This window comes from Candidatus Nitrospira bockiana, from assembly GCF_965152565.1.
On the sequence record NZ_OZ224215.1, the window covers coordinates 544919 to 559838 of the forward strand.

The 14920-nt window shown below is 63.0% G+C and carries 14 protein-coding genes and 1 pseudogene; 8 read left to right on the forward strand and 7 right to left on the reverse strand.

Features of this window, described 5'->3' with window-relative positions; translation table 11 throughout:
- The gene (gene nadB / locus ACWHYV_RS02980) at positions 1-1722 is read left to right on the forward strand and encodes an L-aspartate oxidase (RefSeq protein ID WP_447979174.1); all 1722 of its coding nucleotides are present in this window, start codon (positions 1-3) and stop codon (positions 1720-1722) included.
- Between the two features lie 70 nt (positions 1723-1792).
- On the opposite strand, the pseudogene ACWHYV_RS02985 reads toward nadB, so the two are convergent.
- The 3 genes and pseudogenes from ACWHYV_RS02985 to ACWHYV_RS02995 all read right to left on the reverse strand — a co-directional run.
- Positions 1793-2275, reverse strand: a pseudogene (locus ACWHYV_RS02985) (lytic transglycosylase domain-containing protein); the annotation flags it as partial.
- A 55-nt stretch (positions 2276-2330) separates the two neighbouring features.
- Positions 2331-3194 carry an aminotransferase class IV gene (locus tag ACWHYV_RS02990; RefSeq protein ID WP_447979175.1) on the reverse strand — a complete coding sequence of 288 codons (864 nt, stop codon included), beginning with the start codon at positions 3192-3194 and terminating at the stop codon, positions 2331-2333.
- Positions 3191-4666, reverse strand: a complete 1476-nt coding sequence (locus ACWHYV_RS02995; RefSeq protein WP_447979176.1) for an anthranilate synthase component I family protein — start codon at positions 4664-4666, stop codon at positions 3191-3193. Before ACWHYV_RS02995 ends, ACWHYV_RS02990 begins: the two co-directional genes overlap by 4 nt.
- A gap of 236 nt (positions 4667-4902) precedes the next feature.
- On the opposite strand from ACWHYV_RS02995, the gene ACWHYV_RS03000 reads away from it, so the two are divergent.
- From ACWHYV_RS03000 to atpF, 4 genes are read left to right on the forward strand one after another with little or no spacing between them, the layout of a single operon-like run.
- Complete coding sequence (locus tag ACWHYV_RS03000) at positions 4903-5142, forward strand: AtpZ/AtpI family protein (protein WP_447979177.1); 240 nt, start codon at positions 4903-4905, stop codon at positions 5140-5142.
- A gap of 46 nt (positions 5143-5188) precedes the next feature.
- A complete protein-coding gene (locus ACWHYV_RS03005) occupies positions 5189-5944 on the forward strand; it encodes a F0F1 ATP synthase subunit A (protein WP_447979178.1) in 756 nt (251 codons plus the stop codon).
- A 33-nt stretch (positions 5945-5977) separates the two neighbouring features.
- On the forward strand, positions 5978-6208 hold the full coding sequence (gene atpE, locus ACWHYV_RS03010) for an ATP synthase F0 subunit C (protein ID WP_447979179.1): 231 nt from the start codon (positions 5978-5980) through the stop codon (positions 6206-6208).
- Positions 6209-6223: 15 nt separating this feature from the next.
- Positions 6224-6730 (forward strand): F0F1 ATP synthase subunit B, encoded by a 507-nt coding sequence (gene atpF, locus ACWHYV_RS03015; protein WP_447979180.1) that lies wholly within the window; start codon positions 6224-6226, stop codon positions 6728-6730.
- A 62-nt stretch (positions 6731-6792) separates the two neighbouring features.
- Here atpF and larE read toward each other — a convergent pair whose 3' ends face one another.
- Genes larE through rlmN form a run of 4 tightly spaced genes read right to left on the reverse strand, consistent with a single transcriptional unit; the run spans position 6793 to position 11483 of the window.
- Positions 6793-7605 carry an ATP-dependent sacrificial sulfur transferase LarE gene (gene larE / locus ACWHYV_RS03020; RefSeq protein ID WP_447979181.1) on the reverse strand — a complete coding sequence of 271 codons (813 nt, stop codon included), beginning with the start codon at positions 7603-7605 and terminating at the stop codon, positions 6793-6795.
- Between the two features lie 2 nt (positions 7606-7607).
- Positions 7608-8978: a M16 family metallopeptidase gene (locus ACWHYV_RS03025; RefSeq protein WP_447979182.1), complete on the reverse strand. Its 1371-nt coding sequence runs from the start codon at positions 8976-8978 to the stop codon at positions 7608-7610.
- Complete coding sequence (locus ACWHYV_RS03030) at positions 8978-10375, reverse strand: M16 family metallopeptidase (protein WP_447979183.1); 1398 nt, start codon at positions 10373-10375, stop codon at positions 8978-8980. The genes ACWHYV_RS03025 and ACWHYV_RS03030 overlap by 1 nt, the downstream gene beginning before the upstream one ends.
- A gap of 1 nt (position 10376) precedes the next feature.
- Positions 10377-11483, reverse strand: a complete 1107-nt coding sequence (rlmN, locus tag ACWHYV_RS03035) for a 23S rRNA (adenine(2503)-C(2))-methyltransferase RlmN (RefSeq protein ID WP_447979184.1) — start codon at positions 11481-11483, stop codon at positions 10377-10379.
- A 129-nt stretch (positions 11484-11612) separates the two neighbouring features.
- On the opposite strand from rlmN, the gene ACWHYV_RS03040 reads away from it, so the two are divergent.
- The 3 genes from ACWHYV_RS03040 (at position 11613) to ACWHYV_RS03050 (ending at position 14443) form a co-directional block, all read left to right on the forward strand.
- Positions 11613-13826: a lytic transglycosylase domain-containing protein gene (locus tag ACWHYV_RS03040; RefSeq protein WP_447979185.1), complete on the forward strand. Its 2214-nt coding sequence runs from the start codon at positions 11613-11615 to the stop codon at positions 13824-13826.
- A 73-nt stretch (positions 13827-13899) separates the two neighbouring features.
- A complete protein-coding gene (zapB, locus tag ACWHYV_RS03045) occupies positions 13900-14154 on the forward strand; it encodes a cell division protein ZapB (RefSeq protein WP_447979186.1) in 255 nt (84 codons plus the stop codon).
- A complete protein-coding gene (locus ACWHYV_RS03050; RefSeq protein WP_447979187.1) occupies positions 14147-14443 on the forward strand; it encodes a cell division protein ZapA in 297 nt (98 codons plus the stop codon). The genes zapB and ACWHYV_RS03050 overlap by 8 nt, the downstream gene beginning before the upstream one ends.
- The last annotated feature ends 477 nt before the right edge of the window (positions 14444-14920 follow it).

Consider the following 14920-nt stretch of genomic DNA (forward strand, 5'->3'; position numbering starts at 1 on the left):
ATGAACCGTAGAAGCCGGAACGTCCCCCTCGGCCGCCGGCCGATCGCCGCTGACTTTCTCGTCATCGGCAGCGGCGTGGCCGGGCTTCGGGCGGCGATTGAGCTGAGCCGGCATGGCGACGTCTTGATGCTCACGAAAGGGCACCCGCTCGAGAGCAGCTCGATCTACGCTCAAGGCGGCGTGGCCGTGGCGCTCAGCGAGGAAGACGACGTCTCGATCCACTTCGCCGATACGCTCAAGGCGGGGCGGGGGCTGTGCCGAAAAGACGCGGTGCGTGTGCTGGTTGAGGAGGGGCCGGCACGGATTCAAGAGCTGATCCGATGGGGAGCGCGGTTCGACAAGATCGGGGGCAAATTCGCCTTTGCCCGGGAGGCGGCGCACAGCCGGAGTCGAATCCTTCGCGCTCGCGGGGACGCCACCGGCAACGAAATGGTCCGGGCGCTGATGGCTCACGCCCATCGCCAGAAGTCGATTCGGTGGCTCGAACGGCATTTCACGGTCGATCTGATCGTCGCGGAAGGGGTCGTCCGAGGGGCCATGGTGTTGGATGAGGACCGCGGGGTCCGGATCGCTGTCCCGGCCTCTGCCGTCGTCTTGACGACGGGCGGCTCGGGGCAGGTGTATGCGCGAACGACAAATCCGGCCAATGCGACCGGGGACGGTATGGCCATGGCGTATCGTGCGGGTGCGGTGCTCGAAGACATGGAATTCGTCCAGTTCCATCCCACCGCTCTGTATCTGCCGTCGAGCCCGCCGTTCTTGCTGTCGGAGGCGATCCGCGGGGAAGGCGGCATCTTGCGCAACATCAAGGGCGAACGCTTCATGGCCCGGTATCACGCGGACGCCGAACTGGCGCCCCGCGACGTCGTCGCCCGGGCCATCTGGTCGGAAATGGCCGTCACGCGGTCGCGTCACGTCTATCTCGACGTGACGCACCTGAGCGCCGCGTTCATCAAGACCCGCTTCCCGACGATCTATGCCACCTGTCTCCGCTACGACATCGACATCACCGAAGAATGGATTCCCGTTTCACCGAGCGCTCATTACCACATGGGCGGGGTGCGGACGGACATCGACGGCGCGACGACGTTGCCGGGTTTGTTGGCGGCCGGTGAGGTGGCGTGCAGCGGCGTGCACGGGGCAAATCGCCTGGCCAGCAACTCGCTGCTCGAAGGCCTCGTGTTCGGGGCCCGTGCAGCTCACGCGGCCGTGGAGTTCGCGAGGCGGCTGCCGACGGGAAGTCCCCCGCTTCCGGGCCTGCGCGATCTTCCCGGCGAGGCGGGCGCCGTGCTGGATGACGCCGAGAAGCTTCGCAGCTCGCTCCGCAGGCTGATGTGGGGAAAGGTGGGCCTCATTCGGACCGGTGATTCACTGACGCGGGCGCTCGCGCAACTCTCCCGGTGGGACCGCGTCGTCTCGCGCTCGTTCTCGGCGCGTCGCGACCTGGAAGTGAAGAACATGGTGCAGGTGGCGCGGTGCATCGCGGAGGCCGCGCTGTGGAGGGAAAACAGCGTCGGGGCGCACTACCGAGCGGATTTTCCCGAGAGCAATCGACCGGGGTGGAAGCAGCACAGCCGGCTGGTGCGCGCGGACCTCAAGGATTCTGAAACGACGACAGGGCGACCGGGCGCGGCCACGACGGTGAGGAAAGCGACCGGACCGACGAGGGCTGAGCTACCCGCCGCTCGCCGAACATCCGATAAAACCGCAGCACCTTCTTGACGTAGCGACGCGTCTCTCGAAACGGAGGGAGCGTCTCGTACTGCTCGACCCGGGTCGCCCCGGCATTATAGGCCGCCAGTGCGAGGGGTAAATTTCCGTTGAAGCGGTCGAGCAGATACCGAAGGTAGCGTGCTCCACCCGCAATGTTTTCTTCGGGATCGAAGGGATCACGGATAGCGAGCCTCTGGGCGGTTTCCGGCATCAACTGCATGAGGCCGATGGCACCGGCGCGCGACACGGCGTCGGGATCGAAATCCGACTCCGCCTTGATGACGGCGCTGATCAACGCCGGATCGAGCCGGTGCTGACGCGAGTGATGTGCGATCGTCCCCTCCAATTCCTCCAGAGGGACCCTCGTGCGGGGATGAAATGACCCGAGATCGACCTTCGTGAAGCGCTCGTCGGTGGGGACGTTCGTGAACGAAAGAACGCCGTTGCGATCGACCTTTCGATAGAGATCGTGCGTCTCGGCTGCTCGACTCTCAAGGCAGAGCAGCCACAAAGCCACCGCAGACAGAGCCAGCATCAACACGCGGGGCATGGGGCGAGGCATGGGGAAAACCTTAGCAGCCAGTGCCCAAGCTGTCAAAATGATTGAGAAAAAAGGCTTATTCGAGGAAGCGAGAGAGGTTGGCGCGGAAAAGTTCTTGCAAGCGCCTTGTCAGAGCGCCTGGGGCTTGCAGGGCCAACGGGATGCGATCGATGGCCTTAACCGGGAGGATTTCCAGCGTCGTATTGGTCAAGAAGCATTCATCAGCATCGGCCATGGCGTTCGGTTGATACGCGCCCTCCTCGACCTCGATCCCTGCTTCACGAGCCAGCGTGAGAACCGTCTCTCTCGTGATCCCATCCAAAAGCCCGCACTCAATGGCCGGGGTGCGCACTCTTCCGCCCGTGACGAAAAAGATATTGCTCGTCGTGCACTCGGTGATCTCACCCTCGAGGTTCAGCATCACGGCATCGAATGCGCCCCGCTCGAGCGCCTCTTGTTTGGCCAGGATATTGTTCAAGAAGTTCAGTGACTTGATCTTTGGCGAGAGCGTGGACGGGTGCGTGCGGCGAGTCGTGGCGACGGTGAGGCGCACCCCCGTTTCGAACCAGTCCACGGGAGACGAAGGGAGGGGCAGGGCCAGGATCACCAGGGTCGGCTTCGAGCACAGGTGGGGATCGAGGCCAAGACGGCCCGGGCCGCGCGAGACGGTCACGCGGATATAGGCATCATCGAGTGTATTGCGGGTAAGGAGGTCATGGAGCAGGAGGGACCACGGCTGGTCCGGGATCGGAAGGTCCAAGCCGATCAACTTTGCCGAGCGCTCCAGGCGTTCCAGATGGCGGTGGAGCAGGAAGATCCGGCCGCCGTAAGCCCGCATCGTCTCGTAGACCCCGTCCCCGTAGAGGAACCCATGGTCGAACACCGAGATCCTCGCGTCTTCACTCCGGACGAATCGGTCGTTGAGAAACACCCAGATCATGCGTCCAACGCTTGGAGTGCCGCCTGGGCCTTGAACAGCGTTTCTTGGTATTCGCGTTCGGGGTCCGAGTCGGCGACGATTCCGGCTCCGACTTGCAGGTAACCGGCTGTGTCGGTCAAAAGCAGCGTGCGGATGAGGATGTTGAAATCAAGGTCTCCGGTCCAACTGATGTAGCCGAGTGCCCCGGTATAGGGACCGCGCCGCACGGGCTCCAATTCCTCGATGACCTCCATACAGCGGATCTTCGGGACGCCGGTAATGGTCCCGCCCGGGAACACCGCCCGGATGAGATCGAAGCCGTCCAGGTCATCCCGTAACGCCCCGGTGACGTTGGAGACGATATGGCTCACGTGCGAATACGCTTCGATCGTCATGAATTCATCCACGCGAACCGTTCCGTACCGGCAGACGCGCCCCAGGTCGTTCCGTTCCAGATCGATGAGCATGATGTGTTCGGCGCGTTCCTTGGCGTTGGCCAGTAGCTCCGCCCGCAGTCGCTCGTCTTCACCTGGCGACCGCCCGCGTGGGCGCGTGCCGGCGATCGGACGCGTCTCGGCGATCCGCCCCTGTAGGCGTACCAGGCGCTCAGGCGAAGAGCTGACGAGGGCATAGTGCTGGCCTTGCATGAGCGCGGAGAAAGGAGACGGGTTGACCGACCGAAGCCGTTGGTAGAGGGCCACGGCAGAGTCCGAGAAGGGGCGCCGGATCGCTGAATCGAGACCAACCGTGAAGCGATGTGAGAGATTCGCCTGGTAGATGTCTCCGGCCTTGATGTAGTCCTTACAGGCGGTGACGCGGCTACGATAGGCCTCCGGGGTCTGATCCGGCGTGATCGTCAGGTGGGGCAGGAGGGAGGATGCCGGCGCCGGGTGCCCGGCCGTGACCTTCGCCGCCCATTCCCCGAGGCGATCGCATCCTTCTCGATACAGCTTGTCGCGTGATTCACCGACAAACCGTTCCATCGGCGGGGCAAACAACAGATGGAGCGTCCGGGTCTGATGATCGAATGCGGCGACCTGATCGACGAACAAGAACTCGATGTCGGGCAGCGCCAAGTCGTCCTGAGCCTGCGAGGGAAGTGACTCGAACTGGCGTACCAAGTCATAGCTCAAGCATCCGACCCCGCCGCCGACGAACGGGGGAAGGTCGAGCCGCCGGCCCATGGTGGCCGGCCGCAAGCGTTCGACGAGGCAAGCCCATGGGGCGCGATCCACGACCGTGACGCCGTCGCAGGACGCGAGAGCGGTTTCCTTCCCTCGTCCGGACAGCACCAGATAGGGGTCGGTTCCAAAGAAGGAGTAGCGGGCGGTCGAGAGGGGGCCGCTGCCGCTTTCGAGGAGGAAGGAGGGCCGGCTCGGCACGGCAAGTCGCCGGTAGAGATCGAAGGGATCCGCCGCCGGCATGGCGAGCGAGATGACCAATGGCTCGGGTGCCGGTCCATGAAGAAAGCGGGATGGAGAAGGACGAATCATGGGAACGGTCCGTTCCGGGCCATGGCCGGCATTCTGCCGTCTGATGCCCGAAGAGTGCAACCATGTCGGGGGGAGAGGGGAAAGGAAGAATGCATGACCCTCGGCGTCTCCGTCCATGAGCTCGGTTGCTCTTGACGTCAATGCTTCGTCCTCGGTCCATCCGCCTTGACAAGCCCCCTTCAATTTTGATTGAATGACGCGCCCTTTGACCCGACGTCCTGGGTCGTCTGATCGCAATGCCCTCGACTGATCCGTTTTATGCGGGCTTGGGGCAAGCCGTTCGTCTCGGGACGGAGGTGCTTGCCGCGCTCGTCGTGGGTGGAGGGCTGGGCTGGTTGGCTGATACCTACCTCTTTGCATCTGGGCCCTGGGGCTTGGTGGTAGGACTGGTCCTCGGTTCTGTCGCCGGGGTGCTGAACGCCTACCGCGCGGCTCAGCGTTGGGGCGTCACTCACGATCGAGAGCGGGGCGGGTGAACGTCAGGACACCCCGGGGCTCGAGTGATCATCACAACTGACTGCTATGGAAAATCCGCTTCATCCGTTCGAGCTACATAACTATGTCGAACTGTCCCTCTTCGGACTCGATATCTCGATCAACAAAGCCGTCGTGATGATGTGGGTCGTTCTCGCCCTGGTCTCCGGCCTGCTGATCATGGCCGCGTCTTCTCGACAGCTCGTGCCGACGAAACTGCAGAGCCTGGCCGAGCTCCTCGTTGAATTCATCCGCGGCATGATCTTGGATACGATGGGTAAAGATGGCCTCCGGTTTTTCCCGTTCATCGCGGCGCTGTTCTTGTTCATTCTCTTCAGCAACCTGCTCGGGCTCATCCCAGGGTCCTACACCGTGACCAGCCAGATCATCGTGACGGCGGCCTTCGCCGTCGTCGTCTACTCACTGAGCCTGATCGTCGGGTTCATCCGCCACGGCGTGAAGTTCTTGGGTATCCTCGTCCCCCCCGGGACTCCCGGCTGGCTGCTGCCCTTGATGATGCCGATCGAGCTGATCAGTCAATTGGCTCGACCGATCTCCTTGGCGGTGCGACTCTTCGCCAACATGACCGCCGGGCACGTCATCCTCGGCGTGCTCTTCGGCCTCGCCATTGCCGGCGGCGCGTTGATCGGGTGGTTGCCGTTTGCCTTCACGATCGCGATGAATGCCCTCGAAGTCGGTATTGCGTTCATCCAAGCGTACATTTTCACCGTGCTGACCTGCGTGTACCTCGGTGATGCCTTCCACCTGCACGGGCATGAGGGGCACGAGGCGCACACACACTGAGCGGCGTTACGAGACAAGGAGGAGATACAGACGATGGATTCTGCAGCGTCAGCGTTGTTGGGAATGGGGATGGCCGCCGCCGGCTTCGCCGGAGCGGGCGTGGGGATCGGCTACATCTTCGGCAAGATGATCGAAGCGGTCGCCCGTCAGCCCGAGGCCGAAGGCCGGGTCGGAAAGTACATGTGGATCGGGTTCGCGCTCGTCGAGGCCATCGCTCTCTACGGGCTCGTCATTGCCTTCATCATCATGGGGCTGCGGAAGTAGTCCCAGGAGCCGGCGATGCCACAATTCGAAAGCCACTTTTTTTCGTCGCTCCTGTTTTGGGAGCTCGTCTCCTTCGGGATTCTCCTTTGGGTCCTGTACAAGTTTGCGTTTCCACCCATCCTCGAGATGCTCGAGACGCGCGAGCGCAAGATTCGCGAAAGCCTGGAGCAGGCCGAACGGCACCGGCTGGAAGCCGAGCGACGGATGCAGGAGTACGAGGCCAAGATGGCGGCGGCCTCACGGGAGGCGGAAGCGGTCTTGGCTCAGGCCAAGGAACGGGCGCAACGGCTGTGGGATGAGAACGAGCAGCGATTGTCGGCCGAAGCGGAACGGGTCAAGGCCGAGGCGATGCGCGAGATCGAGCACCAGCGACGGAAGGCCATTCAAGAGATTCGCAACCAGGCGACCGACCTCGCCCTGCTCGTCGCCGAAAAGGTCGTGGAACGCAGCCTGACCGACGCCGATCACCGGCGTTTGGCGGACGAGGCGCTCGCGGCGGTCGCAAAGACCCAGTTGTCCTGACCGCGTCAGCTCCGTCTGGACCGCGCCACGCAGGTCCGAGGCGGGCCCCGCAAGAGCCGGGCTCACGATGGAGGCCTGTTGCCCCCTCCCTGCCGATACCCGTCGGGATCGACGGTGACGAATCGGAACCCCGCCTTCTTGACCGCCTCGCTGACACGAACCCGCCGCTCCGTGTCCCCCATCAGGGCCAGTCCGTGCGCGTCCAACTCGAGTCTGGCCACGTCGCCGTGGTCTCGGACGCGGAATTGATTGAACCCTTCGTCGAAGAGCACCCGTTCGGCGCGTTCAACGCGCCGGAGCTTCTCCACCGTGATCGTCGTTCCCCTGGGGATCCGGCTGGACAGACAGGCGGCCGCCGGCTTGTCCCAATTGGAGAGCCCCAACGCCCTGGCCAGGTTCCGCACGTCCGCTTTGCAGAGGCCGGCTTCGACCAGCAGGCTGCGCACGCCCCATTCGCGGGCGGCTCGAAGGCCCGGACGGTCGTCGCCCAGATCGTCCAGATGCGTCCCGTCCACGACGGCCCTCGCTCCGACTTGACGCTGCACGCGATCCAAGGCCTGGTAGAGATCGGTCTTGCAGTGATAACACCGTGTCCCGTCATTACGGATGAAGTCGGGAAGGCGGAGTTGATCCGTTTCCAGAATCAGGTGGCGAGCTCCGATCTCGGCGGCCAGGCGGCGGGAGAGCTCCAGCTCGATCTCCGGGAACGTCGGTGATACCGCCGTCACGCCGATCGCGTGTTCGCTCAGGCAGTCGCGGGCGACCTTCAGCACCACCGTGCTGTCGATGCCGCCCGAGAACGCGACGACCACCGACCCCATGTCGGTGAGAAGCGACTCCATCGCGTGCAGTTTGTCCGAGAGGTCCGCCGGCATGGTCAGGATTTGACTTTGGCTTTGTTCTGATTGGCGACGACGACGAGTGCATAGCGACCGGGATGGAGATATTGCTTCGCCACGCGGAGCACATCGTCCTTGGTAACCTGATCGATCAGCTTCGGGTACCGGCTAAAGTAATCGAGGCCCAACCCGTAGAACTCGACCAAGCCCAGGACTTCCGACAGCTTTTGAATCGTGTCGAGCCGGAGGGGAAAACTCCCGATCAAGTAAGCCTTCGCTTCGGCCAGTTCCTGGTCGGTCACCGGCGACTCCCGTATCCGATTCAGCTCGGCGAGCACGCCCGCGATCGCCTGATTGGCTGCTTCGTTGCGGGTCTGCAGGGTGACGACGAACGGCCCCGGCAGCAAGGTCGCCTCGAAATGGCTGCCGACATGGTAGGCCAGGCCTTGGCTGTCCCGTATCGAATCCATGAGACGTGAAGAAAAGCCGCCGGCACCCAGGATATAGTTCATGACCGTCACGGCGTAGTAATCGGGATTCGTTCGGCTGATCCCCACATGGCCCATGACCACCGTCGCCTGGGTCAAATCCTTGTCGATCAGCTTGACGAGGGGTTTGTCCAAGGCCTGGGGCGTCGCCGCCTGCCGCGCGCCCGTCTCGGTTCGCTTCCAGGTCCCGAACCGCTTGAGGACCTGCGTCTTTGCCTGCTCCACGGTGAGGTCGCCCACCACGGTCAGAATCGTCTGATTCGGCACGTACTCGCGGGCATAGAATTGCTGAATGTCGGCGCGCTTGATCTTGGGGACCGTCTCTTCCGTGCCGTTTACCGGCCATCGATACGGATGGGCCGGGTAGATCATCTGTTTGAACGCCTTCGCGGCGACTTGGCCCGGATCTTCCCGTTCGCTCTGGATTTCCCCGAGCACCTGGTTTCGCACCCGTTCCAGTTCCGTCTCGGGGAATGTGGGATGCAGGAGGATATCGGCGAGGATCTCGAATCCGAGATCCATGTCCTTCTTGAGGACGCGGGTCGACGCCGTGGTGAAATCCTCCGTTGCCTTCGTCTGGAGCAGTCCGCCCACGAACTCGATCTGCTCCGCGATCTGTTTGGCCGATCGAGTGGCGGTCCCTTCATCCAGGAGACTGGCGACGAGATTGGCCAGCCCGGCCTTATCGGCCGGATCGTGGGCGGCGCCGGCCTTGATGAGCGCGTGCACCTGGACGATCGGCAAGGAGTGCTGCTCCAACACCAAGACGGTCAGACCGTTCGGCAACACGAAGCGGACCGGGGTAATCTCGGCAGCCTGGGCTGGCGTGGCCGCGGCCCAACAGCCGACCAGGAGCACCGCCTGCCCGATGACACAAGCAAGCCGTCGCCACGGGGAGTTCCTGCCGCCGGTTCTCCTCATCAGCGGCTCTCCATAGATACGCTTGCTTCGCGGGGCTCGGCCATGGGCACCAGGATCCCGACCGTCCGGTTGTCGGCGGTGAGGTACTGCCGGGCGACGCGCTGGACGTCTTGAGCGGTGACGCCGCGGATTTTTTCCAAGAACTTGTCGATGTGTCTCCACCCGGCGCCGACCGTCTCCGCTTCGCCGAGCAACATCGCCTGCCTGAAGTTGGAGTCCTGTCCAAAGATGTATTCGGCCTCGACCTGATTCTTCGCTCGCTGGAGCTCTTGCTCGGTCGGCGCCGCCTGCTGCAGACGCTCGAATTCCCGGTAGACCGCCTGCTCGACCTCCTCCGTCTTGGCCCCGGGTTTGACCACGGCGAAGCAATAGAACAGCTGCGGTTCGGCCTGGAGCAGACTGTACTCGGCGCCGACCGCGAGCGCGATCTTCTGCTCGTAGACCAGGCTGCGGTAGAGCCGGGAGGTCTTGCCGTGCGACAGGATCGACTCGAGGATGGTCAGTGCGTACGCATCCTCGCTGGAATAATTGGGCGTTCGGTAGCCGAACATGACGAACGGCAGCTCGGCCGTGCGCTTGAGCATGAAACGGCGTTCACCGCGCTGCTCGGGTTCGACCACCCGCTGGGGCGGGGCGGCCGGCCCCTTGGGGATCGGCTCGAACAGCCGCTTGATCGTCGGCAGCAACGTCTCGGCCTTGATGTCTCCGACGATGATCAGGGTCGCGTTGTTGGGGCTGTAGTGAGTGTCGTAGTAGCTCTTCAGGTCCTCGAGGGTCATCGCTTGCAAATCGGAGAACCAACCGATGACCGGCCAATGGTACGGGTGCGCCATGAATGCCTGGGCGAACAACATCTCGACAAGCGAGGATTGAGGGTCGTCCTCGATCCGCAGGCGGCGCTCTTCCTTGACGACCTCTCGTTCCAACTGAAATTCCTTCTCATCCAGCAGGAGGCCCTGCATCCGGTCCGCCTCCAAGGCCAAGGCGAGCTCGACGCGGTCGGCGGCGAGGTTCTCGAAGTACGCGGTGAAGTCTTGGCTGGTGAACGCATTGTCGTTGCCGCCGTTCTTGCGAATCGTTCGAGAGAACGTGCCCTTCGGATTCCGTTCCGTCCCCTTGAACATCATGTGCTCGAGCATATGGGACAGCCCGGCCCGGCCCATCACTTCGTTGCGGGAGCCGACCTTGTACCAGATTTGGATGGTGACCACCGGGGCTTTGGTGTTTTCGACGAGGAGCACTTTGAGCCCGTTGCTCAGGACGTGCTCGTGCACGCTCGACGCGACGTCGGTGGCACGGAGAGTCGCGGGCATCCACACGCCGAACAGGACGACCGCGAGAAAGACGACAACCGTGCTGCGGGACCGCATACGATACCCCCAAGGAAAGCCGCGCATGCTAACCACGGCCCGCGAGAGGTGTCAAGCCGATGAGACGGGCGTGCGGAGGCTGTCCCAACTGCCCGCATGCGCCCAACACGTCGCGCCCCTTGCTCTTCCGGATGAAGACATCGAAGCCTGCCCGCCTCAGCACCGCTTGAAATTGAAGAACTCGCTCGTCGTCGGGGCGGCGGTAGCGGCTCCCTACGAACTCATTGAAGGCGATGAGATTGATCTTGCATCGCAGGCCGGCCAGAAGTCTGGCCAGGCGTTTGGCGTCCTCCATCGTATCGTTCACGTCCCTGAGCAGCACGTATTCAAACGTCAACCGGCGATGCGGCGGCAGCGGGTACGCCCGACAGGCATCGAGCAGGGAAGCCAGGTCATGCAGCTTGGCGGCCGCGGGCATCAGTCGGGCACGTTGCTCCTCGGTCGTCGCGTTCAGCGAAATGGCGAGATTGACGCCGAGGTCGGCAATCTCTCGGAGGCGAGTCGCCAAGCCGGCCGTCGAGAGCGTCATACGGCGCGGGCTGATCCCAAGTCCCCACTCGGGATTGCTCAACCGCCTGATCGCCTCGCGTACCGCGGCGAGGTTCGCCAGGGGCTCGCCCATCCCCATGAACACGAGTCCCGTGATCTGTTCGGCTTCCTCCAATCGGTCCTGAACGGTCAACACTTGGTCGACGATCTCCGCTGCCGTGAGGTTCCGCTTCAGCCCCATGGTGCCGGTGAGACAAAAGCCGCAGTCGAGCGTGCAACCCACCTGGGTCGACAGGCACAGCGTCAATCGGCCGGCGTCGGGAATCAAAACACTCTCGACCCTGAGCCCGTCGCGCAATCCCAGCAGAAATTTTCGTGTCCCGTCCGCTGAGCGAAGAACCTGCACGTCCTCGGCGCGGACGATCGCCGCCTTGGTCGCCAATTCCCGTCGCTCCTTCTGCGAGAAGTCCGTCATCTCTTCGATCCGCCTGATGCGCTTTTGATAGAGCCAGCGAAGCAATTGGACCGCACGATAGCGCGGCCAGCCGAAGGCCTCCGCCAGGCTCCGGGCTCCGGCGAGATCGAGGGCCAGCAGATCGAGAGGGGGAGAGAATCCAGTGGAATGACAGGCAGAGGACCGCGGCATGGTTGAGCGTAACACAGCGTAAAATTCGTTGACAAGCAACGCGCTGCGTGGACCGCTCCGCAGGCGTTTGTTATAATCCTCCTGCCCTCGCGCTGTGTCCGCCTGGCGTCCAACGTGTTCTGAGACTTGATGAGAGTCACGCTTCTTCCGATCCTCCTGCTCCTCGGAGCCATTCCCACTTCAACACTCGCCGACCCCCTTCCTGAGGCACTCGCCGAATCCGCGTGCGAAGCTGCGCTCGAGGTGTGTTTTCGAAAGGCGCTGGCTGTGCGGGACGGCGGGTCGCCCGAGGAGCGGTCCCGGCTGATCCTCGATCGGCTTCAGTACCTTCAAATGCGCGCTCCGGATTCCATCTGGTCGAAGCGCGCGGCCCTCGCGAGCGCGCTCGTGCTTCGCGAGACCCGGCCCGCTGAGGCGTTACACCGGCTGGACGCCGTACGCAGCGACTTTCCGATCCTGGACGACTACATCAGGCTGTGGATCGGTGAAACCCTCTATAAAGCCGGCGAGACATCCAAGGCGGCGGAGCAGTTTCAACGGATCCCGGCGGAGGTGCCCGATACCCTTCTTGCCGCGCGCTCCGCATTCCTCAGCGGCGAAGCGTGGTACCGGGCGGGTCAGTGCGGGAACGCGATCGACCCCCTGTCACGGAGCGTGGCATTGGCTCCTTTGGATCCGGCGGCTCCGACCGCATACTATCTGCTCGCCGACTGCCTGCTTCGCGAGGGGCGGCATGCGGAAAGTGAGGCGGCATTTCGGTATCTCTGGGTTCGCTATCCCAATGCACCGGAAGCTCGCGAAGCTCAGGGGCGGTTGTCTCTGGGTCTCAACGGTCAGCCTTGGCGCCCGACTCCCGAGGACCTATACGCCCGGGCGGCCGCTTTTCAGACGCTGGCGCTCCATGCAGAGGCGGTGGAGGAACTCCAACGGTTTCTCTCTGCGGCTCCGCAGCACCCCAAGCGAGATGAGGCCAAGTTCAAGCTGGCCCTCTCCCTCGTCCGCTTGAAACGCTATGACCAGGCCCGCGAGATGTATCGCGCGCTTCTTGGGACACCGGCTCCGCAGGGCGGCGAAGCGGCCGTCTGGTTGGCGCGGGTCTTTCTGCGACAAGACCAAGGCGATCGACTCCTAAGCCTCTTGTCGTCCCTGCCTTCCATTCCCGTCACCGTCGATCAAAAGGCGACGATCACGTTGTTGGCGGGTGTTTGGCTGGACGATCAGGGCCAGGTGGAAAAGGCGATCACGAAGTACCGACAGGCGATGGCGACGGCCGAGGCGAGCGGGCTGCGATTGGAAGCCCTGTGGCGCATCGGGTGGGCGCACTACCGGGCGGCGCGCTATCAGGAGGCCGCCGCGTCCTTCCAAGCGATCATGCTGCTACCCGACGACGCACTATGGACTCCGCAAGCGCTGTACTGGCTGGGGCGAGCGAGAGACCGCCTGCAAGAGCCGTCTGAGGAGGCCTACACGACGCTGTGCCGGCGCTACCACTTCTCGTACTATTGCCAGTTGGCGGAGAGAGGCGGCAAGGTGACGGCCTCCGTCACGGTCGGCTACGTCGGCGAAGCTCCTTCGAACGGTTTGGAGCCGGCGGGCGGGCTGAGGAACGACTCTCGATATCTGAAAGCCACGGAGTTGGCCCTTTTGGGCTTTCGGCAAGAGGCGGCCAAGGAACTGGACGCGCTCTCGGAGCGGTACGCCAAGGATCGCTCGATGATCATGGAGCTGTGCGGAATCCTGGCGGAGGCAGGGCAGCACCACCAGGCGCTCCGACTCGCCCGCGTGCATTTTCGCGATCCGATTGAACGCGGCAACGGGGAGCCGGTCCCACGGGTCTTGTGGTCCGTGGCTTACCCGACGGCGCATCTGCCCATCATTCGGGGGTACGCGGGTTCCGTCGACCCGCTCCTTGCCGCGGCCATCATCCGTGAGGAAAGCCAGTATGATCCTCGTGCGCTGTCCCGGGTCGGTGCGATCGGGTTGATGCAACTCATGCCGGGGACAGCGCAGACGCTGGCAAAGAAAGCGGGCACCGCCGAGCTCACGCGCGAGGATCTGTTCGACCAGGAAACGAACATCAAGCTCGGCGTGCGGTACCTGGAGCAATTGCTGCAAGAGTTCTCGAGCAATATCGCCTACGCGGTTGCTGCTTACAATGCCGGGCCTCAAGCGGTCTCTTCATGGATTCAGAAATATGCGGGAATGGAGCAGGATGAATTCATTGAGATGATCCCGTATCAGGAAACCCGCGCCTATGTGAAGCGCGTGCTCCGCAGCTACCGTGAATACGCCCGCCTGACCCCCCCCGCCTGCAACGTCCCCTCGCTTGACAAGGCCTGCTGAAGCCCCTATAGTTCGCCTGTTTTATTAATAACTTCGATCACTTTGCGACACCACTTCTATGGCGGAGTCTAGCATGGCATTGGAGAAATTAGAGGCCTTGGAGGCGCGTATCCGAAGCTTGGTTGAGATGGTTCAGGAGCTGAGACGGACAAATGCAGCCCTGCAAACCGAGCTTCGGGCGACTCGTGAGCGCCTGCTCAAGCAGGAGGAGCTCGGGCGCCGGTGGGAAGAAGAACGAGTGGACGTCAAGGCACGGATCGAAAAGGTGCTGGATGAGTTGGAAGTTCTCGATTCTTTGGCAGAATCGAAGGAGGTGGCGCTTGACTAAGACGACGGAGGTCGATATCTGCGGCCAACGCTACACGATCAAGGGCGATGCGGACGAGGACTACGTGAGGCGGTTGGCCGCCCACGTGGATGCTCAGATGCGCGCCGTCGCAAAAGGCATGAAAACCGTCACCGCTTCGAAGCTTGCGGTGCTCGCCGCCATCAACATCACCCATCAGCTCTTCGAGTCCGAGCAAGTTCGGAAACAGGGTGAGGCCGACCTCGATCGCCGGGCGACGAGTTTGATGGAATCCATCGAGGAGCACCTCCAGGTTGGTCAGAAAGGCTGACCGCGAGTGTTGCAATCCCTTGATGGTTTTGATACCGTGCCATTGTCCCTAAGGAAAAAGGGAAGTGCACGGAGGGACGAAGCACTGGGCTGTGACGTTGGATGACTGAGATTGTCGAGCTGACGACGTGATCAACGTATTGCTTGCCGTGGTGATGCTGATCGACCGGCTGGTGTGGTCTAGAAGACCCGTGCGCCGAAAACTGGTATCGTTGGAGATGAGCCGGATGGTGCTCGCGCGCCGGGTTTTTGGATTTGTCCGAAGCAAGTGGGGCCGGGGACACCCGGTGGAGGAGCCTGCGTTACTTCTACCCGGGAGTCGGTCCGGGCCCGTAGTGAGTCTATGCTCGACAAGTCGCGGCCGCCCCTGCTCGCTTCGCCCGATACGTTGATCGTCCGCGTCCGCTGACCGCCGCATCTCTTCATTACTGCGCTCCCGTCCATCGTGCGTCGTCCACCCGGCGCGGACGTCCACCCG

What these genes read in the sequence shown, in the direction of transcription:
- nadB (WP_447979174.1), top strand. Translation starts at nt 1, where the DNA reads ATGAACCGTAGAAGCCGGAACGTCCCCCTCGGCCGCCGGCCGATCGCC.
- ACWHYV_RS02990 (WP_447979175.1), bottom strand. Translation starts at nt 3,194, where the DNA reads ATGATCTGGGTGTTTCTCAACGACCGATTCGTCCGGAGTGAAGACGCG.
- ACWHYV_RS02995 (WP_447979176.1), bottom strand. Translation starts at nt 4,666, where the DNA reads ATGATTCGTCCTTCTCCATCCCGCTTTCTTCATGGACCGGCACCCGAG.
- ACWHYV_RS03000 (WP_447979177.1), top strand. Translation starts at nt 4,903, where the DNA reads ATGCCCTCGACTGATCCGTTTTATGCGGGCTTGGGGCAAGCCGTTCGT.
- ACWHYV_RS03005 (WP_447979178.1), top strand. Translation starts at nt 5,189, where the DNA reads ATGGAAAATCCGCTTCATCCGTTCGAGCTACATAACTATGTCGAACTG.
- atpE (WP_447979179.1), top strand. Translation starts at nt 5,978, where the DNA reads ATGGATTCTGCAGCGTCAGCGTTGTTGGGAATGGGGATGGCCGCCGCC.
- atpF (WP_447979180.1), top strand. Translation starts at nt 6,224, where the DNA reads ATGCCACAATTCGAAAGCCACTTTTTTTCGTCGCTCCTGTTTTGGGAG.
- larE (WP_447979181.1), bottom strand. Translation starts at nt 7,605, where the DNA reads ATGCCGGCGGACCTCTCGGACAAACTGCACGCGATGGAGTCGCTTCTC.
- ACWHYV_RS03025 (WP_447979182.1), bottom strand. Translation starts at nt 8,978, where the DNA reads ATGAGGAGAACCGGCGGCAGGAACTCCCCGTGGCGACGGCTTGCTTGT.
- ACWHYV_RS03030 (WP_447979183.1), bottom strand. Translation starts at nt 10,375, where the DNA reads ATGCGCGGCTTTCCTTGGGGGTATCGTATGCGGTCCCGCAGCACGGTT.
- rlmN (WP_447979184.1), bottom strand. Translation starts at nt 11,483, where the DNA reads ATGCCGCGGTCCTCTGCCTGTCATTCCACTGGATTCTCTCCCCCTCTC.
- ACWHYV_RS03040 (WP_447979185.1), top strand. Translation starts at nt 11,613, where the DNA reads ATGAGAGTCACGCTTCTTCCGATCCTCCTGCTCCTCGGAGCCATTCCC.
- zapB (WP_447979186.1), top strand. Translation starts at nt 13,900, where the DNA reads ATGGCATTGGAGAAATTAGAGGCCTTGGAGGCGCGTATCCGAAGCTTG.